This is a genomic window from Cupriavidus sp. 01L43, from assembly GCF_056399925.1.
Genome location: NZ_JBFTSH010000024.1, coordinates 21,573 through 44,339 on the forward strand (window position 1 = coordinate 21,573; position 22,767 = coordinate 44,339).

A 22,767-nucleotide genomic window follows, 5' to 3' on the forward strand; every position below is an offset into this window, starting at 1 on the left:
TCGTTCCCCCCGGCCTTGGCCCGTCAGTCCAGGTGCCGCACGCGGTCGATGGCTTGTTCGAGGCGATCCACGGGAATCACCTCGATACCCTCGATCTTCTGCTTCGGCGCGTTGGCCTTCGGGATCACCGCCATCGTGAAGCCGAGCTTGGCGGCTTCCTTGAGCCGCTCCTGCCCGCGCGGGCTCGGGCGGATCTCGCCAGCCAGCCCCACTTCGCCGAACACGACCAGCCCGCGCGGCAGCGGCTTGTTGCGCATCGACGAATGGATCGACAGCAGCACCGCCAGATCGGCGGCCGGCTCGGTGATCTTGACCCCGCCCACGGCGTTCAGGAACACGTCCTGATCGAAGCAGGCAATGCCCGCGTGCCGGTGCAGCACGGCCAGCAGCATCGCCAGCCGGTTCTGCTCCAGCCCCACCGCCAGCCGGCGCGGATTGGGCACGTTGGCGGTATCGACCAGCGCCTGCACCTCTACCAGCAGCGGCCGGGTGCCCTCCTGCGTGACCAGCACGCACGAGCCCGCCACCGATTCCTCGTGCTGCGAGAGGAACAGGGCCGACGGATTGCTGATGCCGCGCAGGCCGCGCTCGGTCATCGCAAAAACACCCAGTTCATTGACCGCACCGAAGCGGTTCTTGAAGGCGCGGATCAGCCGGTGCGACGAATGGGTGTCCCCTTCGAAGTACAGCACTGTATCGACGATGTGCTCCAGCACGCGCGGCCCGGCCAGGCTGCCCTCCTTGGTCACATGGCCGACCAGGATGATGGTGATGCCGGTGCTTTTGGCGATGCGCGTCAGTTGCGCCGCGCACTCGCGCACCTGCGCCACCGAGCCGGGCGCCGAGGTCAGCGCCTCCGAATACAGGGTCTGGATCGAGTCGATCACGGCCACTTCGGGCTGATCGGCCTCCAGCGTGGCCTGGATTTTCTCGAGCTGGATCTCGGGCAGCAGGCCCAGTGCGGGAGCATCCACGCCCAGCCGTTGGGCACGCAGGGCGATCTGGGCGCCGGATTCCTCGCCGCTCACATAGAGCACGCGCCGCTGGCCGGCCAGGTTGGCCAGCGTCTGGAGCAGCAGCGTGGATTTGCCGATACCGGGGTCCCCGCCAATCAGCACCACGCCGCCCGAGACCAGCCCGCCGCCGAGCACGCGGTCGAACTCATCGATGCCGGTGGAGAAGCGCGGCACGTCAGCCGCGTCGATCTCGGACAGCTTGCGCACCACGGCCGAGTTGGCCAGCGGCTGGAAGCGCCGGGCGGCGCTGGACCCGGAATCCGCCACGGATTCCACGAGCGTGTTCCAGGCGTTGCACTGCGGGCACTGGCCGGCCCAGCGCGGCGTGGTGCCGCCGCACTCGGTGCAGGAATAGACAGTCTTGGTCTTGGCCAAACGGCGTCCTTGTTCTGGGAGAGGGTCAGCGGCGGTCAGGCGCGGGTCAGGCCGGGGCGTCGGCCGTAGTCAGCGTGGCCACCGTGCAGGGTACGCGCATCGCCAGCGCGCACWTCAGCTCATAGCCGACGGTGCCGCTGGCCGCCGCCACCTCGTCGATCGGCAGGCCCTGGCCCCAGAGCGTGACCGATGTGCCGACACGGGCCTTCGGGCAGGGCGTGAGATCCACGCAGACCATGTCCATCGAGACCCGGCCGACCAGCGTGGTGCGCGTGCCATCGACCAGCACCGGCGCGGGGCGGTCGCCCCAGCCGGCCGCGTGGCGCGGGTAGCCATCGGCATAGCCGCAGGCCACGATGCCGATGCGCATCGCGCGGTCGGCCGTGAACATCGAGCCATAGCCGACCGTATCGCCCGGCTGCAGGTCCTGGACGGCGATCAGTTCGCTGTGCAGCGACATGGCCGGCTGCAGGCCGGTATCAGCGATATCCGCCGCCGCGCCCGTGGGCGACGCGCCGTACAGGATCACCCCCGGCCGCACCCAGGCGCGGTGCGCCTGCGGGTGCCAGAGCACGGCGGCCGAGTTGGACAGGCTGGCTTCGCCCGGCAAATTGGCCGTGGTGGTGTCGAAGGCCTCGATCTGGTGCGCGATGCCCCGCGCGCTGTCGGCATCCGAGAAATGCGTCATGTGCACGATACTGCCCACACAGGAGAGTCCGCGCGCACGTTCCCAGGCGGTCCGATAGGCCTCCGGCCGGAAGCCGAGCCGGTTCATGCCGGTGTTGAGCTTGAGCTGGATCGCCAGCGGCCCCCGGGGCCGGGCCACCTCGAGCATGCGCAGTTGTTCCTCGCAATGAATGGCCGTGGTGAGGCGATATTGTTCCAACAGGGGAACATCCTGCGGTTGGAAGAATCCCTCTAGCAAGAGGATCGGCCCCTGCCACCCGAGTTCGCGGAGCAGCACGGCCTCGTTGAGGTCGAGGAGGCCGAAGCCGTCGGTGCCGCGCATGCCCGCGAAGGCGCGCCGGATACCGTGGCCGTAGGCGTTGGCCTTGACCACCGCCCAGATGTGGGATTGGGGCGCGTAGCGGCGCACCACGTCCAGGTTGTTGGCCAGCGCGGGCTGGTGGATGACTGCGTGTATGGGTCTTGGCATGGTCTGGCTAAGGGTGCAGGTTGCGTCCCGGCATGCACCGGATCAGGGAAGACCCGGACGGCAACCCGCTGCAATCGGGCGTTGATGTTGCATACACTGTGCCGGCACCGCCACGCGCATGACGCGAAAGTGCGCTGGAATACGGAGCGGCCGGCACATGCGGGGCAACATCGCGCAGGCGATATTTGAACACAACCGGCGCCCACCTCAGGGAATCCGGAAGGCGGGTTCCTGTCAAAACGCGGGTCCGCCGGAGTGCTGAAATGTCGTGGTTTCGTGATATAAAGCCGGACGCTCCGGCCATGTTTTAAAAGAGAAGCAATATGTCAATGACGGTCAGGCAAGCCGAAAGGCGCGCGAAAGTTGCGCAACCGCCCCACTTTGACAAGGCCGTCGCGCCAGGTTCCCTACAAGCCGCGATGTTGCCGGTCGGCGTGCCCCTGCCCGCCGCGCCGGGCGTCCGCGATGGAGACAAAGTCGAAGGTATGAAGAAGGGTTTCTACACGATCATGGCCGCGCAGTTCTTTTCGTCGCTGGCCGACAATGCGCTGCTCATCGCCGCCATCGCCCTTCTCACCGAATTGCATTCCCCGCAGTGGATGACCCCGCTGCTGAAGCTGTTCTTCGTGCTGTCCTATGTGGTGCTGGCGGCCTTCGTGGGGGCCTTCGCGGACTCCATGCCCAAGGGCAAGGTCATGCTGATCACCAACGCCATCAAGATCGTCGGCTGCGCGATCATGATGTTCGGGCTGCACCCGCTGCTGGCGTACGGCGTGGTGGGCTTCGGCGCCGCCGCGTACTCGCCGGCCAAGTACGGCATCCTGACCGAGCTGCTGCCGCCCGAGAAGCTGGTGATGGCCAACGGCTGGATCGAGGGGCTCACGGTGAGTTCGATCATCCTCGGCACCGTGGTGGGCGGCGCGCTGATCTCGGTCCATATCTCGGACATCCTGCTCCGCTTCGACATCCCCTACGTGGACACCGGCATCAACACCCCGGCCGAGGCGGCCATGGTGGTGATCATGTTCTTCTACGTCGTGGCGTCGGTGTTCAACGTGTTCATCCCGGAAACCGGCGCGCGCTACCCGCAACAGGAAAAGAACCCGGTGAAGCTGATTGCCGAGTTCGGCGACTGCTTCATCGCGCTGTGGCGCGACAAGCTGGGCCAGATCTCGCTGGCCGTGACCACGCTGTTCTGGGGCGTGGGCGCCACCTTGCAGTTCATCGTGCTCAAGTGGGCGGAGAAGTCGCTGGGGCTGAACCTGTCCCAGGGCGCCCTGCTCCAGGCCGTGGTGGCGGTGGGCGTGGCGGTCGGCGCGATCATGGCCGCCGCCCGGATCCCGTTGCGCCGCTCGCTGTCGGTGCTGCCGTTCGGCGTGGCGATGGGGATCACCGTCATGATCATGGCCTTCTACACCAAGGACGCCATGCCGGCCGTGATGCTGAACGTGCTGGGTTACCCCATGCCGCTCTACATGGCCATTGCCTATGTGTTCCTGATGATCGTGGGGGCCATGTCGGGCTACTTCGTGGTGCCGATGAACGCGCTGCTCCAGCATCGCGGACACGTGCTGCTGTCCGCCGGGCACTCGATCGCCGTGCAGAACTTCAACGAAAATGTTTCAGTTCTGCTGATGCTGTGCCTCTACGCGCTGCTGATCAAGCTGAACATCCCCATCGGCTTCGTGATCGTAGCGCTTGGCCTGTTCATCTCGGCTACCATGCTGCTGGTCATGCGCCTGCACAAACACAATATCAAGATGCACAACTCGTTGGCGATGATCGGCGAGGACAAGCACCACTGACCCGCGCGCGGGCAGCGAAACAGGAAACGCCCCGCCCGGCCTGCGCCGGCGGGGCGTTTTTCATGCTGGCAGCGCCTTCAGGCCGCGCGCCATGGTCTGGTAGCGCGCGGTCTCGCCGACCACGGTCCGTGCATTGGTTTCCGTGTTGACCAGTTGGGAACGGGTCGGATCGCTGTGGAACACCGTGACCGTATAGCCCTTCTGCAAGGAGAAGGTAGTCATCTCCGGGGCCACCGGCGCGCCGCCATGGACATCCAGGTCGTAGACCACCTGCTGATACTTATCCTCCACATGCACGCTGACGCGCAGGCCCCCTTGGTGCGTCCCGGCGGAAACGGAAACCGTCAGCGTATTGAAGACCAGACTGAGGTTCAGCGTTGCCACCGGATTGCCGGCAGCGTCGAACAGTGACCACAGGAACATGTTCCCGCGCACGGTCGGCACCACCGCGATCTCGGATGCTGACGCATAGGTGATGAGGCCATCGACAAGCACCTCGGCCACCATGTTCTTTACCCCGGCCTTGACCTGCCGCTGCATCACGTTTTCGATCGGATAGCGGCCAATGCTCGCCTCCTCCTTGAACGAGTAATACCGCTCGCCGCCGTAGGGGGACAACGGGAAGATCACGTTCATGGCGGTCGAATTCAATGTGCCGATACAGTCATATGAGAACAATTCATTACCGGTGACGTCGGAGAAACTGACATAGCCGTAGGTATCCGAAAAGTAATAGTGCGGCTTCCCGCCAACGATCTGGAAGCGGATCTCCCGCGCCGCCAGGTCGATCGTCACGGTACAGAACTGGAAGTCGCTGATGCCCTTCATCTTGAGGGTGAAGAGGTTGCCAACGTAGGCATCCGGTTCGAAGTTGAAGGTGGACATTACGTCCATGTACTCGCGCCGCGCCGCGGTGCGGGCCGCCGGCGGCAGCGCCATGACCGCCAGGTAGAGGTCGTCCTTCAACTGGGCGTAAGGCGCATGGGCGATCGGCAGGTGGTCGCGCACGATCGTCGCGCCGGCGGCGATGCGCGCCAGCAGATCCGCTTCGGGATCGTTGCTGGCCGCCGCGTTCTGCAGGCCGAACGCCGTGATCGTCAGGACGTGATTCTGTTGTGACGGGAGCAGGCCCGGCGTGGGAGGCTCGATGGACAGCACGCTGGCATACATCACGTACACCTCGAGCCGATAGCCGACCTGGAAAGGCACGACGTCTTGAACCGGTTCCGCCTCTTGAGCGCTGATCTCGCGCGCATACACGCTGGCTCCCGCGCCGTTCTTCACCCCGATGGCGGCGTATACCCCTGTGTCGGGCGCATGGAGCGGCTGGGCCGTGACATCGATGCGCACCTGCATGGTGGTGAAGTCGACGCGAATCGTGCCGCTCGCTTCGTTGTAGGCATTGAGCAGCACCAGCGTCTGGGTGATCGTGCCCGACGCCTGCTTGAAGGTGTACGTCAGCGACTGGCTGGCTTCCCGTTCCTTGACGATCAGGTAATCGGCATCCACCAGGTATTTGCGGTTCTTGCCCGTCGGCGGGCGGATCGTATAAGCGCCAATCGGCAGGCTGTCCAGAATCATCTCCGGCGCGCGGACCGGCGTGGATAACACCTCCCGTGCGCCTTCCATCAGCACCAGTGGCTCCCCGTAGATCTGCTTGAAATCGTCGATCAGGAACCGCAGGGAAAGGCTGCCAGTGACGCCGGTCCCCTGCAACTCCACCGTATCGACCAGCCGCAGTGGCGAATCGAGATGCAGCGCGCTCTGCACTGTCGGCAACGTCTCCGACGTCACCAGTTCGCACAGCGGATAGACGGCGCGGGCGTGGCTGAACACATTGAGCATGGCACGCAGCGGCGACAGCGGCGCGCCGGCCAGGGCGACAAACGGCGCAATGTCCACATCGCACCGTTCGACGCAGGCGGTAGCCATTTCGTCGAACCCCGCCGGCCGGGGCGCTGGCGAGGGCGACGTGTTCATCAGGATCCGGTCCACCTGGTTCAGGTGGCTGATCGAGGCATCGCCAGCCTTGTACTTCAGCAGCATCACCAGATAGACCTGGGCGCGGAGGTCCCAGGATTCATATGGCGTGCCACTGCGGAGCAGCGCCATCACACTCGCGAAGAACGCCGGCGCGCCCTGGTAGAGCCAGCCCTCCGTATAGACATCGGCGCCCATTGCGAAGTCCTGCCAAATCGCCGCAAACACATTGCCCCACACGGAATCCGGATCGGCGATACCTTTGTCGGAGAAGTGGCGCTGGTAGCCGCCAGCGATGGCATTCGGCGCATTCCAGCTGGTCGGCAGGTTGTCGAGCCAGACCGGCGCGACCGATGCCGACGTCGTGGCCGCCGCTCGCCGGCCGTAGTAGGCGGGTTCGGCGTCCAACGCGGCGTCATCGGCCGCCAGGTAATAGTGGTTCCTGACGTTGAGATCCGTGGGACGCTGGGGCTGGAAAGACACCCCCATCAAGGCATTGAAGGAGGTCAACATGTCCTGGTAGTACGCGCCCAGCGCATTGAGACCGCCGGGATAGGCCCGCAGCACGGCCTTGTCCCGCGCGGGCACCAGCATGCACATATAGTCGCCCTCGATCAGGCCGAACTCGGCATCCTGCGCGTCCCAGGTGGCAAAGAATGGCGCCTCGGCATTGCCCGCCCGATAGATCGGTAGCATTTTGCTCGTCGAGGGATAGGCAAACTCGATCACCGGGGTGCCCACCTCATAGGGCGTCGCGACAAACGGGACACGCGCCGCGCTCATGGTGACATTGACCCACGCGTTGCCCACCGTCGCCCACTGCGCCGGGACCGTGCCGTCGCTGGCACATACCACCCACACCGGCGACGTGAAGCCGGGCGATATTTGCCGGAGCCGGAGCGTGGCGCCGGGCGCCAGGATGATGCCGAGCGCCTGCTTGTCGTGATCGAGCCCTTTCGGCAGCCCCCCCTTGCGAATCCATTCCGGATCCTGAAGCGTGTACAAAGACTTCGTTTGTAGGATTTCCGCCATCTTGGATACCTCGTGAAGGATGCAATCGGACCCGGCTGCGCGTCACGCCACCGCCCGCAAGCCACGCGGCATGGTCTGGTAGCGCGCCGTGGCCGCCACGGTGGTCCGCGCCGACGTCTCTGCGTTGATCAGTTGGGAGCGCGTAGGGTCCTGGTGGAACACCGTGACCGTATAGCCCTTCTGCAGCGGGAAGCTCAGGGCAGCGCCCACCACCGCGGCATTCCCCGGCAGGGCGATGTCATAGACCGGATCGCCGTAGCGGTTTTCCACCCCAATGCTGATGTAGACCGCCGACACGCCGGGGTCCGGCACGGTAACGTGCAGTGTCATGTTCAGCACGTTGATCACCAGGTCCAGTTCCAACTCGGCCACGAGCTGACCCGTGCTGCCCAGCAAATGCCATATGAAGATGTTGCCTCGCACGGCGGGCGTTTCGGAAATTTGCGATGCCGTGGCGGTCATCACCACGCCGTTGCCGGGCAGGTCCAGCATCGTATTGACCAACCCATTCCACGTGACGCCCTGCATCCTGTTCTCGATGGTGTAGCGCTGACCCAGTTCCTCCTTGAACGAGTAGAACTGCTCGCCACCGTAGCGGGACAGCGGGAACGTGCGGACCATGGCGGTCGCGTGCTGATTGCCGATGTAGTCATAGGAGAACAACTCCCGGCCGTCTGCGTTGCGAAAGCTGACGTAGCTGTAAGTACTCCCAAAATAGGTGTGCGGCTTGCCGCTGAAGGTCTGGAAGCGCACTTCGAGACGAACCAGGTCGAGCGTCATGGTGAAGAACGTCCAATTGCTGATGCCCTTCAGCGAGACGACGAAATTGTTTCCGATATTGGTGCCCGGCGCGGTGTTCTGCAGGGACATCACGTCGGCGTAGTCGACCACCGCCTGGGCGCGCGCCGGCTCCGGCAGCGCCATCACGGCCAGGTAGATGTCATCCTTGACCGTGGCATACGGTGCCGTGGTAATCGGCAGGCGCTCCCGCACCAGTGCCGCCGCTTCCGCAATGCGCAACGACAGGTCCGCCACCGGACTGTTCATCGCCTGCAGGTTCTCGAGCCCGTGCGCCGTGATCACGAAGTCGTTGGTCGCCTGCGGCCGAATCAGTCCGGGGGCGGCCGGCAGCACCCGCAGCCGCGATGGCTCCTCATGGCGCACCTCGATCCGATAGCCGACCTCGAACGGAATGTCGGCATGCTCCGGGGCTGGGTGGTTGCCGTGAAAGTCCCGCTGATAGACCGGATCGCCATCGGCTGTCCGGATCGTGACGCCGATGTAGACGGTATCCATGAACGCGGTATTGGGGTTGCTCAACAGGTCCACGATGATCCGGCGCGTGGGCGCGTCCACGCGGACCGTGCCGTACAGGCCGTTATCCGCCCCCAACAGCATGAAGGTCTGCGTGACGATGGCGGACGCCTGCTTGAAGACATAGGCCAGCGCCTGCGTGCTGGTGCCCTCCTTCACAATCAGGTAGGCCGAGTCAATCGCATATTTACGATTCTTGCCGGTGGGTGGGCGCAAGGTGTACACGCCAACCGGCAGATCGGCGAACGTCACCCCGGTGTCGGCGATGCGTGCCGAGGACACCTCCCTTGGCCCCTCCATCACGAACAGCGGTTCGTCGTAGATCTGCACGAACTGGTCGATGGCAAACTGCAGCGTCACGCTGCCGCGCAGGCCAGTACGGCGCATCTCCGCCGGGTCCACCAGTTGCAGCGGCGACGCCGCATGGAGCGCCTCCTGCGCCGGGACCAGGCTGGCCGCGCTGACCAGCGCATAGAGCGGGTACACCGCGCGCGCGTCGCTGAACATATTGAGCACCGTCCGCACCGACGCCATCCTGGCGCCCACCATGCCGATGAATGGCGCCACATCCACCCCGGCCTCGGCGGCATAAACCTCGGCCATCATGTCGATCACGGGCGGCGCGATCGGCGGCAACGGCAGCGCGTTGGCATAGGTCCGGTACTGCCGGTTAAAGCTGGCAAACGCCGTGTTGCCAGCCTTGTATTTGAGCAGCATCAAAAAGTAGAGCTTCTCGCGCACGCTCCACTCCTGCAGCGGCGTACCGCTCGTGATCCGGTCAATGACACCGCTGAACAGCGCCGCCTCGCCCTGATAGAGCCAGCCATCGGTGTGCACCGCAGCGCCCAGCGTGATGTCCTGCCAAGTGGCGGCATAGAGCTTGTTCCAGACCTCGAGAAAGCTGACCGAACCGGCCGCCATGAAGGTGCCGAGGTAGGCGTGGCCCAGCGTTTCCAGCGGGGTCCAATTGGTGCGCAGGCCGGCGAACCAGTCCGCCGTCATGGACGCCGAGGTCGATGCGGCCCACGCGGGGCCGTAGTAGGCGCTGCCGCTGCCCTCCGCATCGGCCTTGATGAAGAACTGGTTGCGGATGTTGAGATCCGTCGCCCGTTCGGGATCGAACGCTATGCCACACAGCGCGTTGAAGGTGGAAACCACGTTGTCGTAGTACGCCGTCAGTGCGGCGAGGCCGCCCGGCAAGGTCCTGAGCGTGGGCTTGTCGGCCTCGGGCACCAGCATCCGGACGTAGCGCGACTCGATCAGCGCGAACTCGGCCGCCTGCTGGTCCCACGTCGCAAAAAATGGGGATTCCGCACCGCCGGCTTCGAACACGGGGAGCGTCTTGCTGGTTGGCGAGCAGGTGTACCAGACGGTGGGCGGCGTGCCGCCGCCGAGGTACGGGGTCTCGATAAACGGCACCGAGGCGGTGTGCGCCGTGATCGTAAGTGGCATTTCGCCGAAACTGAACACGCGCTCGGTGCGGCCATCGCTGTTGAGCAGGCGCAGTGTCAGCTCGCCCATGAAATCCATGTCAATCTGGCTGATCGTCAGCTCGCCGCCCGCCGCCAGGACCACGCCGAGATGCTGGCGGTCATGGCCGAGACCCTTGTCGAGTCCGGCCTTGTGGAACCACTCGGGGTCCGTGAGCCAGTGGAGCGTCTTGACCTTCTCGATGTCCGACATCTGCCATCCCCCTTCGTCGCGACGTCCGGATCGGACGTTTCGATGCAGCGTGAGGGGAAGTATCGCGGTGCGGTGCGGAGGCCGGAATGGATTAGCGAGAGGCGGGTGCGGGAGGGGATTTGTCGGCAGTGGCCCGCTCGGCGGCGCGCGCCTGCCAGCCCGGCGGCACCACGAAGCCGCGCGAGCGTTCCTGCCAGATGCCGGGCTGCTCGGGCCCGGCGGGCGCCAGTTCGCAGACCATCACCGGGGCTTCACGCCGCCAGCTATGCGCCTGGTGCGGATCGGCAAAGCGTTGCGCCAGCGCGGTGTGCAACGCGGCGGCGGACTCCGTCTGCGACTCGGGCACCCGCGCGCCCGAGAGCCAGTCCGCGCGCGGCAGCCGGCACCAGCGCGTGGTGGCCGCCGCCGGGTGGGCCTGCGCCCGCGCGGCCCAGTCCTCCAGCGTGGACCACCAGCCATGCAGGTGATCGGGCGCGATGCCCAGCGTATCGAGCCCGGCCGGCAGGCGGCCATCGTGATAGAACAGCCAGCCCAGCAGGTAGACCTCGCTGCGGTCGACGGGATGGGTGAGCACCGCCTGTGCTTCGGCCGCGCGGCCCAGCGGCAGCTGACGGCCGACGATATGGTCGAGCTTGTCCCCTAACCGATCGACGAGATTGGGGCCGACGAAGTTGCGGCGGTCGGGCGGCGTGCCCGGCTGCCCATCCACCATCAGGTAGAACTTGGCGGCCATCTCCCAGTGCACGGTCTGCGCGCTGGCGGGGTCGCGCCAGATCACGTCCAGCTCGCCCAGCGTCTGGATGCCATGGCCGTTGGCGCGCCGGATCGGCACATTGGCGGCGACGAGTTCGATCCCATCGGCCCGATGCAACGCGAAGTGGAGCAGCCGCTCGGCATGGCGGCCCAGGCGCAGGCTGCGGCTACCCGTGGGGTCCGGGTGGCCGCTCAGTTCGGCGATGGTTTCGGGAAGTGTGGCGGGGTCGGCGCGCTCCAGCCAGCGCTGCCACGCGGCCTGCGCGCCGGGCGGCCAGTAGGCCAGCGCGGCGCCGGCGCCGTAGCCAGCCGGCAGGTGCGAGAGCAGCGGCGGCGAGAGCGAGCACCACGCGAGATCGCGCACCCGCTGGGACGCGGCGGTGCGCCACAGGGGCGCCGGCCCGTCGGCGCCGGCTGCTACCGGCCCGCCCGGGCGGATGGCCTGCGCGGGATCAGGCTTCAGCTCCCGCACGGTCGTGTACCTCGCGGGCCAGACACAGGTCTTCCCATGCACGCGCCTTGTCGGTCAGCGTGCGCAGCAGGTAGGCCGGATGATAGGTCACCACCACGGGAATCCCCTCGTACTGGTGCACGGTGCCACGCAGCTTGCCGATGGGCGTCGTCGAGCGCAGCAGCGACTGCGCCGCGAAACGCCCCAGCACCACGATCACCTTCGGCCGGATCAGCGCGATCTGGCGGCGCAGGAACGGCTCGCAGTGCGCCACCTCCTCCGGCTCCGGATTGCGATTGCCGGGCGGGCGGCACTTCAGCACATTGGCGATAAAGACATTGCGGTCGCGCGCAAGGCCCAGCGCGCCGAGCATGTTGTCGAGCAGCTTGCCGGCCTGGCCGACGAACGGCTCGCCCTGCAGGTCTTCGTTCTCGCCCGGGGCCTCGCCCACTAGCATCCATTCGGCGCGGCGGTCGCCCACGCCGAGGACCGTATTGGTGCGGGTGTCGCTCAGGCCGCAGGCGCTGCACTCGGCCACGGCGGCTTCCAGCGCGGCCCAGTCCATGGCGGCGATGGCGGCGTCCCGGGCCAGAGCGGCCTCATCCTGCACGGCGGGTTGCGGCGGCGACAGGGCTTCGATCACCACGGGGCGCGGGGTGGCGGCCGGGGTGGTCATCACCACGTCGACTTCGGGTTCGATTTCGGCCACGGCTACCGTGGCGACCTCGATTTCGACCTCGACGTCGGCTTCGGCCTCTACAGGCGCCCCAGCCAACCGGCGCGGCACCCATTCCGACGGGATGCCGAGCACTTCGAGGAACTGCGCGCGGCGATTCATGCGGACTCCTTGCCTTCGTGCCAGGCCCGGCGCAGCACGAGCGCGTCTTCGCGCCCATTGGCCGTGGCCGGATAGTAGCCCTTGCGGCGGCCGATCTCGGCAAACCCGGCTTCCTCGTACAGCGTCAGCGCGCCCACATTGGACGGGCGCACTTCCAGCAGCATGGTGCCGAGGTTGTGGGCATGGGCGGTGGCCAGCGCCACGGCCAGCAGCAGCCGGCCATGGCCCTGCCGCTGCCGGCGCGGGTCCACGGTGATATTGAGCAGGTGCATTTCGTCGACCACCGGCATCAACACGGCATAGCCGACCAGCGTATTGGCTGGATCACGGAGCGTCAGGCCGATATGGCCCGATTTCAGGGAATTCTCAAAATTGCCGCGCGTCCAGGGATGGCTGTAGGCGCGCTGCTCGATATCGGCCACGGCGTGCAGGTCCAGCGCGCTCATGCGGCCGAGCGTCCAGCCATCGCCCAGCTCGGGCATGACCGGCACGGCCGGCCATTGGGGCGACTCGGGCAGCAGCGCGGCGCTCACGCGGCCTCCCCTGCGGCGGCCTTCGCTGCCTTGGCGGCTTTCTCGGCGGCAATCGCCTCGCGCTCCACGATGGTGTGGGCAACCTTGTTGCGCACATAGATCGGCATGGCGTCGGCAGCGTCGATGGTCTCGCCGCGCGCCAGCGCCCGCAGGCCGATGGCCACCGCGGCGCGGGCGTCCGGCATGGCTTCGGGCATTACGCGGCCGGCCTGCGCGGCCACCTGGAGCCGTTCACCAAACACGGTCGAACCATTGCCGGCGAGCCAGAACGCGCCATCGGGCTGCGCCACGGCTTCGGGCGGTCCCACCTGCACCGGGCCCTCCATCGACCACTCCATTGCGGCGGCGTCCCAGCGGAACGTGGCGGCATAGGTCTCGTCCATGCGGGCGTCGAGCGCAACCAGCACGCGCGTGTCCGCCGGCAACGATGAAGTGCCGGATCGGACGCTTTCCGCGCACATCGTCAGTACATTGATGGGAATTACCGGCAGATCAGCGCCGAAGGCGAGCCCTTGGGCCACGCCGCAGGCGGTACGCAGGCCAGTGAACGAGCCGGGGCCGGCGCCAAACGCGATGGCGGCACAGTCGGCCAGCGTGATGCCGGCCTCGGCCAGCACTTCGGCCACGGCCGGCAGCACGCGCGCAGACGACCGCGCGCCCGTATGCTCATGGCGGGAGAAACACTCGAGGGCGCCGTCAGTGGCGGCGCGCCCCAGTGCGACGGAGCACCACTCGGTGGAGGTCTCGACAGCAAGAATCCAGGACATGGCGCGATTGTATCCGGAGCGCGGCCAAAGCTGTATTGGCAGGCACGCCGGCACCGTGCGCGACAGACCGTGCCGCCGCGCGCGGACCGAAGGCTTCTTCGGTTTTTCCGCCGCAAACGGCGCGGCGCGGCGGCTATCATCGCACTTCTACGCCCACTCATTACCCGGAGACACCATGAGCGACCTGCAGGCCCGCTTCGACCAGGCCCTAATCGACGTCAAGACCCTGAGCGAGCGTCCCAACAATATGACGCTGCTGCGCCTCTACGCGCTTTACAAGCAGGGTGCCGAGGGCGACGCCCAGGGCGACAAGCCCGGCATGACCGACTTCGTCGGCCGCTACAAGTTCGAAGCCTGGGAAGCCCTCAAGGGCACCAGCCAGGACGACGCCAAGCAGAAATACGTCGAACTGGTCGGCGAACTGCTGGCCGGCACCGCCAGCTAAGCCGCCGCTAGGCCCCTGCCCCGACCGGCATCGGCTTCGGCCGGATACGCCACGCGGCCAGGATCGCCGTGGCGATCACCACGCCCACGGCCAGGAAGGTCTCATCGAATGCCGCGATCCGGGCGACCGGATCGCCACCCGGCCCGAGCACCGCGCCGTGCTCCGCCAGCCGCCACTGCAGCCCCACCCCCGCCAGACTCACCCCGATCGCCCCGCCAAGCTGCCGCAGGAAATTGATGCAGCTCGAGCCTTGGGCGATCAGCGAGAAATCCACCCCGCGCATCGACCCGAGCGTCAGCGACGGCAGGATCGAGCCGAGCCCGATCCGCCCAATCACCGCATAGAGCACCAGCAGCAGGTAAGGCGTGGCCATCGACCCGGTGGCCATCAGCAGGAACGACGCCGCCAGCAGCGCCAGCCCGAACGACACCTGCCGGTGCGGCAAGATGTAATTGGTCATCCGCCCCGCCACCGCAATCGTCACCGCCAGCACAATGCCGGCCGGCATCAGCACGATGCCCGCCTGCGACGGCGTATAGGCCAGCGCCATCTGCATGTAGACCGGCAGCAGGTAGGTGGAACCGAACAGCCCGGCGCCATAGATAAACGCCACCACGGCCCCGGCCGAGAACTGGCGGTAGCTGTAGAGCCGCATATCCATCAGCGGCTCGGGCGCGCGCAGCTGCCAGACCACAAAGCCCGCCAGCAGCAAGACGCCCAGCCCGGCCAGCGCCAGTCCGGCCGGCACGTTCTCGCGCATTTCCACCAGCCCGTTGAGCAGCGTCACCGTGGCCACGCCGGCCAGCGCCAGCCCGCGCCAGTCGAGTGCCTTCCGCTCGCCGATCATCGCCGAGTCCACGGCCATATAGCGGCGCGCCATCCACAGGCCGATGAGGGTCAGCGGCACCACCACGAAGAAGATCGAGCGCCAGCCGAAGGTCTCCACGAGGAAGCCGCCCACGCTTGGGCCGATGGCTGGCGCCAGCACCACGCCGAAGCCGAACAGGCTCAGCGCCTTGCCCTGCTCGCGTTCTTCGAACACGCGCAGGATGAAAATATTGGGCAGCGGCTGCATGATGCCGGCCGCGATGCCCTCGGCCACGCGCATGGCCAGCATCACGCCGAAGGTGGGCGAAAACCCGCCAATCAGCCCGCCCGCGCCCAGCAGCAACAGGCTGCCGACGAAGGTGCGGCGCAGCCCGAATCGGTTCAGCAGCCACGGCGTGAGCAGCATCGACAGCGTCATGGCGATCATGAAACTGGCCGCCACCCACTGCGCGCGCTCCTGGCCCAGGTGGAAATGCCGGCTCAGGTCCGGCACGGCCACGTTGACGATGGTCGAGGACACGATGGACGACATCGTGCCCAGCATCAGCGTGACCAGGATCAGCCAGCGCAGGCGCTCGCCATAGCGGGCGCGCAGCACGGCGCGTGTCGGCCCGCCGGCCGGCTGCGAGCCCGTCACCCGAGCCGCCCGGTGTGAGCGATCTCCCGGATCTTGCGCACCGTGTCGAGGTCCGCCTCGTGGTATGCCGACTTGACGATCTCCGCATAGCGGTCGTCGCCGCTGTCATCCGTGTCGGGCAGGGTCGTTTCATAGATGAAACGCACCAGCAGCGCGCCCGGCGCGGGGGTCTCGATGCTCATCGACAGCCTGCCGCCGGCATGCTCGGCCGTGGCCGCAGTCTCATAGCGCACCGCGCGCCGTGGCTCGAATACCACGCGGTCCTGTATCGACGTTTTTCCGAAATGCAGCACGCGGTCCAGCCAGCCATCGCCCCGCGCCAATACCTCGGCGCGCTCCAGCCCCAGGACGAACAACTCGGGCGACTCGGCCCGCAGCACCAGGCCCTGCCACAGCTGTTCAGCGGTCAGCGGCTCCAGCGTGGGATTGCCTGGGTCATTGATCTCCACCAGGTGTTCAAAACGCAACTTGACTCTCCAATCTCGTGAATGTCCATATTATGAAGGCTCCTTGCGCGCCGCGGCGGTCCGCGCTTTCGTTTTCAGAGTCATCTCATAGCCGCCATGCAGCGCATCGATGATCCTGTCCGGACTGGCATCACTCCTGACAGCTCTTGTCAGGAGTGCCGGCGCACAATGCTGGCCCGGGCAAGGAAGGCGTCAGGAGCCGTCAGGAGCGGACAGAAGCGGAAAGCACGAACCGACACTGGCCGCCGCCACGCCCGAGAACGCTCATGAAGCAGGAGGCTGGCATGGAGTTGCTGATCAATATCGACGTCGATGACCTCGAACACGGCATCGGCTTCTACGAAGCAGGACTGGGATTGCGGCTGGGCCGCCGGCTGTTCGACAACAGCGTGGCGGAAATGCACGGCGCCTGCGCGCCGATCTACCTGCTGGCCAAGGAGGCCGGCACGGTGGCCACGGCGCGGGCCGATGCGCGGCGCGACTACGCGCGGCACTGGACCCCCGTGCACCTGGACTTCGTGGTGGAAAACCTCGAAGCGGCCATCGAGCGCGCGCTGGGCGCCGGCGCTGAGATCGAGGACTGGCCGCAGGACTTCGACTGGGGCCGGCAGGCCCGCCTGTCCGACCCGTTCGGCCATGGCCTGTGCTTCATCGAATGGCGGGGCCAGGGCTACGGCGCCGTGGCGGGCCCCTGACCCACGAGCCAGCCACAAACAAAAAACCCCACGGCGCGAACCGTGGGGTTTTTCATTGCAAGCCTGAAGAAACTCAGACTTCCTCGTACAGCGGCAGCGTCAGGAATTCGGCGAAGTCTTCCGACGTCGACATTTCCTCGAAGATCTGCGCGGCGCGATCATAAGTGCTGGTATCGCCACCCACGAGTGCCTTCACCTTGGCCAGTTCTTCCGGAATCAGCGCGCGCACCAGCTCGGCGGTCACCTTGCGGCCGTCTTCCAGCTTGCCCTTCGGCGAGCGGATCCATTGCCAAACCTGCGAGCGCGAGATCTCGGCCGTGGCGGCATCTTCCATCAGGTTGTGGATCGGCACGCAGCCGTTGCCGGCCAGCCAGGCGCCCAGGTAATGGATGCCCACGTTGATGTTCATGCGCAGGCCGTGCTCGGTGATCGGGGCCTCGGGCTCGAAGTCGAGCAGGTCGGCGCCCTTCACGTTCACGTCCGGACGCTGCTTCTCGAACTGGTTCGGCTTGTCGCCGAGCACTTCCACAAATTCCTTCATCGCCGGCGCGACCAGGCCCGGGTGGGCCACCCAGCCGCCGTCGTAGCCATCGGTAGCGTCACGGCGCTTGTCGCTGATGATGCCTTCCATGGCGATGGCGTTCTTCTCCGGATCGTTCTTGATCGGAATCAGGGCGCTCATGCCGCCAATCGCGGGCGCACCGCGCTTGTGGCAGGTCTTCAGCAGCAGCAGCGCGTAGGCGCGCATGAATGGCGCGGTCATCGTGACCTTGGCGCGGTCTGCCAGGCAGAAGTCCTTGTCCACCTTGAACTTCTTGATGCACGAGAAGATGTAGTCCCAGCGGCCGGCGTTCAGGCCAGCGCTGTGGTCGCGCAGTTCATAGAGGATTTCCTCCATCTCGAACGCGGCCAGGATGGTCTCGATCAGCACCGTGGCCTTGACCGTGCCCTGCGGCAGGCCAATCTCGTTCTGGGCCATCACGAAGATGTCGTTCCAGAGGCGGGCCTCCAGGTGGCTTTCCATCTTCGGCAGGTAGAAGAACGGGCCGGCGCCACGCGCGATCTGCTCGCGGGCGTTGTGGAACAGGAACAGTGCGAAGTCGAAGATGCCGCCCGAGATGCGCTTGCCGTCGATGGTGACGTGCTTCTCTTCCAGGTGCCAGCCGCGCGGGCGCACCTGCAGCGTGGCGATCTTGTCGTTGAGCTTGTAGTGCTTGCCGTTGGAATCCAGCGTCAGCGTACGGCGCACGGCGGCCTTCAGGTTCACCTGACCCTGCATCTGGTTGTGCCAGTTCGGGGTGTTGGAGTCCTCGAAGTCCGTCATGTAGCTGTCAGCGCCCGAGTTGAAGGCGTTGATCACCATCTTGGCTTCCACCGGACCGGTGATTTCCACACGACGGCACTCCAGCGCCTGCGGCACCGGTGCCACCTTCCATTCGCCTTCGCGGACGCTCTTGGTCTCCGGCAGGAAGTCCGGGAGTTCGCCGGCATCCAGGCGCTTGGCGCGCGCCACGCGGGCGGCCAGCAGTTCCTGGCGGCGCGGCTCGAAGGCGCGATGCAGCTTGTCGACCAGGGCCAGGGCTTCCGGCGTGAGGATGTCTTCGTAGGCCGGCAGGATGTCGCCGGTAATCTTCATGCCCGCGGGCAGCGTGATAGCCATCAGTCTTCTCCTGTGTGTGCGATGGTGTGTTGTTGGGTGGACCCGTCCGTCAGACCGCGACGCCGGAGGCGGCGAGGAAGGCCAGCAGGTCGTTCATGTCGTGCCCGGTGCCGGTGGGCGCCACGTCCAGGCGCTCCGCCGGGTGGCCGGCACGGTTGATCCAGAAAGTCTTGTAGCCATACCAGGTGGCGCCGCACGCGTCCCAGCCGTTCGAGGACACGAACGCGATGTCCCCGGCGGGCAGGTCGAAGGCCTGCGGCCCCAGCGCGTAGGCGGCCGGCGCGGTCTTGTACTGGCGCACCGCATCGACCGACAGCACATGGTCGAACAACCCGTGCATGCCTGCGCTCTTGACCGAGATGTCGAGCATCTCGGGGTTGCCATTCGACAGGATGCCCAGCGGCAGCCCCGCGCGGCGCAGCCGCTTGAGCGCGCCGAGGTTCTCGGGGAAGGCCGAAAGGCAGGCGTACTCCTTGAGCAGTTGCGCCTCGGTGGCCTCGTCCAGCTTCAGCCCGAGGCGCTCCGCGGCGTAGCGCAGCGCATCCACGGTCAGCGCCCAGAACGGCTTGTACAGCGAGCCGTCCGGCGCGGCCATGGTGCGCAACCGCGTGTAGTCGATCTGGCGTTCGCGCCACAACAGCGCCAGGGCCTCTCCCTTGCCGGGAAACAACTGCTCCGCGCGCGCCGTGACCGAATACACGTCGAACAGCGTGCCGTAGGCATCGAACACCACCGCGCGGATCTTGTTCATGGAGGGACTGAATGGGCCTGTACACCGTTGAATGCATCCGATTGTAGTCAGTCGTTGCAGTGCGGCAAAGTCGCACCGGGTCACTTGATCTTTTACTTTTGGGCAACTAATCTTGGCCGATCCGCACAAGACTGTGTATTAACCGGCGAGCTTTCGTGGATCATTTCAAGCAATTGGAGACTTTTGTATCGGTCGCGTCACGTGGCAGCCTCTCGGCTGCCGCCGCCGCGGAAGGCGTGGCGCCGGCGATCATCGGGCGTCGCATCGATGCGCTGGAAGAACGGCTCGGCGTGAAGCTGCTGGTGCGCACCACACGCAAGATCACGCTGACGTTCGAAGGCTCCGCCTTCCTCGAGGACTGCCAGCGCATCCTGAACGACCTGCACAACGCCGAGGCCAGCGTCTCGGCCGGCGGCGTCAAGGCCAGCGGCCACCTGCGGGTGACCGCCCCGGCTGGCTTCGGCCGCAAGCATGTGGCGCCGGTGGTGCCGCTGTTCATCGAATCGCACCCGGACGTGACGCTTACGCTCGACCTCTCCGATCGGGTGGTCGATCTCGTCAACGAAGGCTTTGACTGCGCCATCCGCCTCGGTGACCTGCCCGATTCCAGCCTCGTCTCGATCCGCCTGGCGGAAAACCGCCGCGTGGTGGTGGCCTCCCCCGGCTATCTGGCCCGCGCCGGCACGCCGAAGCTGCCGGAGGACCTGTCACGCCACAATTGCCTGGCTTTCGGCGCCAGTGCCAACGTGCAGCGCGGCTGGGTGTTCCAGCAGGATGGGCGCGCGGTCACGGTCAAGGTGGGCGGCAATATGGAATGCACCGACGGCGCCGTGCTGCACGCGTGGTGCCTCGAAGGCCATGGGCTGGCGTGGCGGTCCTGGTGGGAGGTGGGCCAGGAAATCGCCAGCGGCCGGCTTGTCACCGTGCTCGACGACTTCCAGGCGCCGCCCATCGGCATCCACGCGGTGTTCCCCCAGCGCAAGCACCTGCCGCTGCGCGTACGGCTGTTCATCGACCATCTGAAGCACACCTACGGCAACCCGGCCTACTGGCGCCGCGCCGAGCAGGCGCCGACCAGCGCCGCCGCCGAGGCGTCCGCCGCCGTGGCATAGGTGGTTTCACCCACTGTAAACATTGATATTCCGCAATGGCGACTGCTTCACACTGACTACAATCCAATCAGACAGGCGCCGTCTGGCCTGCCCCGCCTTATCGTGAAATCTTTAAATTCGTGAAAGGAGGTATGGCATGTTCAAGCACATCCTGTTGCCCACCGACGGGTCGGAACTCTCCAAAAAGGCCATCAATGGCGGCCTGGAGCTGGCCAAGGCGATTGGGGCCCGGGTCACCGCCTATGTCTGTCTGGAGGAATACCCCTACACGCCGTTTAGCGAGATTGTCGTGGAGGCCCCGCAAGCCTTCCGGGACCGGATTGAGAATCAGGCGCGGCTCTACCTGAAGGAGATCGAGACCGCCGCCGTGGCCGATGGCCTGCCGTTCGACGCCGACATGACCACCTTCGCGGTGCCCTACCTCGGCATCATCGACGCGGCCGAACGCCATGGCTGCGACGTGATCTTCATGGCTTCGCACGGCCGGCGCGGACTGTCCGGCCTGCTGCTTGGCAGTGAAACGCAGAAGGTCCTGACCCACACCGACATCCCGGTCATCGTCTATCGATGACGCGCTGAATAGCGCCTTCTTTTACGTCAGTTCTAAACAAGGCCGCGCACGGCAACATGCGCGGCCTTGTTGTTTCATACGTCTCAGCCGCATCGCAATTACGCCAGCATTGTTCCGATTGCCACTAGGAATTGGACGAACTGCGATTTTCCTGACCTCTGCCGTTGACGAGAATTCCGCCATCGATCTTCAACTGAGAAAAGCATCATGGCACTCGATCTTTGCGTCCGGCCCCTGGCCCGCCGAGCAATCTGTCTTGGCGTAAGTGCGTTGCTGGCCGCCTGTGGTGGCGGTGGTGACGAGTCCGAACCCATTAACACGGACATCTCCGTGACCCAACCGGAGGCGGGCCCCGCCCCGCTGCCCCCCAGCGTCCCACCCGAGCCGACGCCCGCGATGCCGGAGCCACCGGCGCCGATGCCGCCAGCCCCAACGCCGGAGACACCGGTAACGCCCGCGCCTCAGCCTACCCCGCCCGTTCCCGAGCCGGCACCACCCACGGTGCCCGAGCCAATCGCTCGGGACGCCATTCTGAAAACGCAGGCTCGCGTATACGCCGAAGCCCTATGGAAGTCCGCCGAAACGCTGGACCCTGGCCGCGCGCTGCCGGTCAACAAGTCCTGCATGAACGCGCAAGGCGTGGCCAGCCCGGTGGGCTGGGTGTTCACCGGCAACCTCGGCCAGTTCATCTGGAACGTGACTGCCGCGCGTGATCTTGGCCTGCTGGACGCCGCCGAAGCCCAGCGGCGCGTGGCGCGCCATCTGGACTCCCTCGCCGTGCTGCAAGCAACAGCCCGGCAGAATGGCGCGCCCGGCGGCCTGTTCCATGGCACCACGGACAACCGGACGGCCGTACCCTCCGGCGATGTGGGTTCGATCGAGAATGCCTGGCTGGCGGTCAGCCTCGCCATGGCCAAACAGGCGTACCCCGAGCTCGCCGCGCAGGCTGGCGCCATCCTCGGCCAGATGCGCTTCGAGACCATGGTGCATCCGCAAAAACAGCAATACGAGATCTCCTTCAATCCCAAGACGCAGACATATTCGGGGATGACCTACGGCCTGCTCGGCGAGACACGGCTGCTGGCCTATGTGGGCATCGCCCTCGGAACCGTGCCGCGCAGCCAGTATTTCAACATCGGCCGCGTACCGACCTGGGCCGAGCGCTCGCAGGACCCGGCGAAGTTCCGCACCTACGAGGGCGTCCGGGTATATGAAGGCACCCGCTCCTATGACGGCCGGCATTTCATGCCGACCAACGGCGGCTCCGTGTTCGAATCGTTCGCGGTGCCCGTGGTGATTTCCGAATCCAAATGGGGCCCCAACAGCTGGGGGCGCTCGCATCCGAACATGGCCAAGACGCAGATCAAGTACGGCCTCGACACCTTTGGCTACTGGGGCTTTTCGCCCGCTTCCGTGCCGGCCAACGCCGGATACACCGAGTACGGCACGCCGCCGGCTTCGCTGGGCGGCTCCGGCTACAACCCGCGCGGGCAACRCGTGGCGACCCGTGCCGGCCCGGTGGTGTCGCTCTACTCGGTCCTGCTGTTGATCGAGGAGGACCCCGAGGCGGTGATGGCCAACATGAAGAAGCTGCTCGACAACTTCCCCACGCTGAACCACTCGCAATACGGCCTGATGGACAGTGTCGACGTGGAAAACGGCACCGTTTCCAAGTGCCTGCTCGCCGGCAACGTCGGTTGGGCGCTGGGCGCCGTGACCAACTACCTGACCGATGGCAAGCTGCGCGGCTATGTGGACAAGGAATGGGGCCACATGCTGCAGCCGCTGCTGGAGATCGAGGAATTCAGCATCCCGGCGGAGCCTGCGCAGCAGGGCTAAAAATGGACGAACTACGATTATCTTGATCGCTCTCGCGGACGAGAATGGTTCATCAGAAC

18 protein-coding genes are annotated in these 22,767 nt (G+C 66.0%); 6 read left to right on the forward strand and 12 right to left on the reverse strand.

Features of this window, described 5'->3' with window-relative positions; all coding sequences use genetic code 11:
* Positions 1-23 precede the first annotated feature (23 nt).
* Positions 24-1,391: a DNA repair protein RadA gene (gene radA / locus AC1DP9_RS26495; RefSeq protein WP_477108936.1), complete on the reverse strand. Its 1,368-nt coding sequence runs from the start codon at positions 1,389-1,391 to the stop codon at positions 24-26.
* A 46-nt stretch (positions 1,392-1,437) separates the two neighbouring features.
* Positions 1,438-2,547, reverse strand: coding sequence for an alanine racemase (gene alr / locus AC1DP9_RS26500; protein ID WP_477108937.1), 1,110 nt, complete (start codon positions 2,545-2,547; stop codon positions 1,438-1,440).
* A gap of 485 nt (positions 2,548-3,032) precedes the next feature.
* Between alr and lplT the strand changes: the two genes are divergently transcribed.
* On the forward strand, positions 3,033-4,352 hold the full coding sequence (gene lplT / locus AC1DP9_RS26505) for a lysophospholipid transporter LplT (protein WP_477108938.1): 1,320 nt from the start codon (positions 3,033-3,035) through the stop codon (positions 4,350-4,352).
* 60 nt (positions 4,353-4,412) lie between these two features.
* Here the strand turns inward: lplT and AC1DP9_RS26510 are convergent, their stop codons facing one another.
* From AC1DP9_RS26510 to tsaB, 6 genes are all read right to left on the reverse strand, one after another.
* Positions 4,413-7,337, reverse strand: coding sequence for a putative mucin/carbohydrate-binding domain-containing protein (locus tag AC1DP9_RS26510; RefSeq protein ID WP_477108939.1), 2,925 nt, complete (start codon positions 7,335-7,337; stop codon positions 4,413-4,415).
* A gap of 69 nt (positions 7,338-7,406) precedes the next feature.
* Complete coding sequence (locus AC1DP9_RS26515) at positions 7,407-10,361, reverse strand: putative mucin/carbohydrate-binding domain-containing protein (protein ID WP_477108940.1); 2,955 nt, start codon at positions 10,359-10,361, stop codon at positions 7,407-7,409.
* A 91-nt stretch (positions 10,362-10,452) separates the two neighbouring features.
* Positions 10,453-11,586, reverse strand: coding sequence for a DUF1853 family protein (locus AC1DP9_RS26520; protein WP_477108941.1), 1,134 nt, complete (start codon positions 11,584-11,586; stop codon positions 10,453-10,455).
* Positions 11,567-12,403, reverse strand: coding sequence for a uracil-DNA glycosylase (locus tag AC1DP9_RS26525; RefSeq protein WP_477108942.1), 837 nt, complete (start codon positions 12,401-12,403; stop codon positions 11,567-11,569). Before AC1DP9_RS26525 ends, AC1DP9_RS26520 begins: the two co-directional genes overlap by 20 nt.
* Entirely contained in the window at positions 12,400-12,936 is a 537-nt protein-coding gene (rimI, locus tag AC1DP9_RS26530) for a ribosomal protein S18-alanine N-acetyltransferase (protein WP_441593594.1), read from the reverse strand. Before rimI ends, AC1DP9_RS26525 begins: the two co-directional genes overlap by 4 nt.
* Positions 12,933-13,703 (reverse strand): tRNA (adenosine(37)-N6)-threonylcarbamoyltransferase complex dimerization subunit type 1 TsaB, encoded by a 771-nt coding sequence (gene tsaB, locus AC1DP9_RS26535; protein ID WP_477108943.1) that lies wholly within the window; start codon positions 13,701-13,703, stop codon positions 12,933-12,935. Before tsaB ends, rimI begins: the two co-directional genes overlap by 4 nt.
* Positions 13,704-13,878: 175 nt before the next feature.
* Between tsaB and AC1DP9_RS26540 the strand changes: the two genes are divergently transcribed.
* Positions 13,879-14,148, forward strand: coding sequence for an acyl-CoA-binding protein (locus AC1DP9_RS26540; protein ID WP_477108944.1), 270 nt, complete (start codon positions 13,879-13,881; stop codon positions 14,146-14,148).
* Between the two features lie 7 nt (positions 14,149-14,155).
* Here the strand turns inward: AC1DP9_RS26540 and AC1DP9_RS26545 are convergent, their stop codons facing one another.
* Positions 14,156-15,613, reverse strand: coding sequence for a DHA2 family efflux MFS transporter permease subunit (locus AC1DP9_RS26545; protein WP_477108945.1), 1,458 nt, complete (start codon positions 15,611-15,613; stop codon positions 14,156-14,158).
* A complete protein-coding gene (locus AC1DP9_RS26550; RefSeq protein ID WP_092289366.1) occupies positions 15,610-16,080 on the reverse strand; it encodes an SRPBCC family protein in 471 nt (156 codons plus the stop codon). The genes AC1DP9_RS26545 and AC1DP9_RS26550 overlap by 4 nt, the downstream gene beginning before the upstream one ends.
* A 284-nt stretch (positions 16,081-16,364) precedes the next feature.
* Between AC1DP9_RS26550 and AC1DP9_RS26555 the strand changes: the two genes are divergently transcribed.
* Complete coding sequence (locus AC1DP9_RS26555) at positions 16,365-16,775, forward strand: VOC family protein (protein ID WP_477108958.1); 411 nt, start codon at positions 16,365-16,367, stop codon at positions 16,773-16,775.
* 73 nt (positions 16,776-16,848) lie between these two features.
* Here the strand turns inward: AC1DP9_RS26555 and aceB are convergent, their stop codons facing one another.
* Both aceB and AC1DP9_RS26565 read right to left on the reverse strand, forming a co-directional pair.
* Positions 16,849-18,435: a malate synthase A gene (aceB, locus tag AC1DP9_RS26560; RefSeq protein WP_477108946.1), complete on the reverse strand. Its 1,587-nt coding sequence runs from the start codon at positions 18,433-18,435 to the stop codon at positions 16,849-16,851.
* A gap of 49 nt (positions 18,436-18,484) precedes the next feature.
* A complete protein-coding gene (locus tag AC1DP9_RS26565) occupies positions 18,485-19,186 on the reverse strand; it encodes a haloacid dehalogenase type II (protein ID WP_477108947.1) in 702 nt (233 codons plus the stop codon).
* Positions 19,187-19,341: 155 nt separating this feature from the next.
* Here AC1DP9_RS26565 and AC1DP9_RS26570 point away from each other — a divergent pair, with 155 nt between their 5' ends.
* The 3 genes from AC1DP9_RS26570 (at position 19,342) to AC1DP9_RS26580 (ending at position 22,708) form a co-directional block, all read left to right on the forward strand.
* Positions 19,342-20,298, forward strand: a complete 957-nt coding sequence (locus AC1DP9_RS26570; RefSeq protein ID WP_092289372.1) for a LysR family transcriptional regulator — start codon at positions 19,342-19,344, stop codon at positions 20,296-20,298.
* Between the two features lie 136 nt (positions 20,299-20,434).
* On the forward strand, positions 20,435-20,869 hold the full coding sequence (locus tag AC1DP9_RS26575) for a universal stress protein (RefSeq protein ID WP_092289374.1): 435 nt from the start codon (positions 20,435-20,437) through the stop codon (positions 20,867-20,869).
* Between the two features lie 624 nt (positions 20,870-21,493).
* Positions 21,494-22,708 (forward strand): DUF3131 domain-containing protein, encoded by a 1,215-nt coding sequence (locus AC1DP9_RS26580; RefSeq protein WP_477108948.1) that lies wholly within the window; start codon positions 21,494-21,496, stop codon positions 22,706-22,708.
* The last annotated feature ends 59 nt before the right edge of the window (positions 22,709-22,767 follow it).

What these genes read in the sequence shown, in the direction of transcription:
- lplT (WP_477108938.1), top strand. Translation starts at nt 3,033, where the DNA reads ATGAAGAAGGGTTTCTACACGATCATGGCCGCGCAGTTCTTTTCGTCG.
- AC1DP9_RS26515 (WP_477108940.1), bottom strand. Translation starts at nt 10,361, where the DNA reads ATGTCGGACATCGAGAAGGTCAAGACGCTCCACTGGCTCACGGACCCC.
- AC1DP9_RS26525 (WP_477108942.1), bottom strand. Translation starts at nt 12,403, where the DNA reads ATGAATCGCCGCGCGCAGTTCCTCGAAGTGCTCGGCATCCCGTCGGAA.
- tsaB (WP_477108943.1), bottom strand. Translation starts at nt 13,703, where the DNA reads ATGTCCTGGATTCTTGCTGTCGAGACCTCCACCGAGTGGTGCTCCGTC.
- AC1DP9_RS26540 (WP_477108944.1), top strand. Translation starts at nt 13,879, where the DNA reads ATGAGCGACCTGCAGGCCCGCTTCGACCAGGCCCTAATCGACGTCAAG.
- AC1DP9_RS26555 (WP_477108958.1), top strand. Translation starts at nt 16,365, where the DNA reads ATGGAGTTGCTGATCAATATCGACGTCGATGACCTCGAACACGGCATC.
- aceB (WP_477108946.1), bottom strand. Translation starts at nt 18,435, where the DNA reads ATGGCTATCACGCTGCCCGCGGGCATGAAGATTACCGGCGACATCCTG.
- AC1DP9_RS26565 (WP_477108947.1), bottom strand. Translation starts at nt 19,186, where the DNA reads ATGAACAAGATCCGCGCGGTGGTGTTCGATGCCTACGGCACGCTGTTC.
- AC1DP9_RS26575 (WP_092289374.1), top strand. Translation starts at nt 20,435, where the DNA reads ATGTTCAAGCACATCCTGTTGCCCACCGACGGGTCGGAACTCTCCAAA.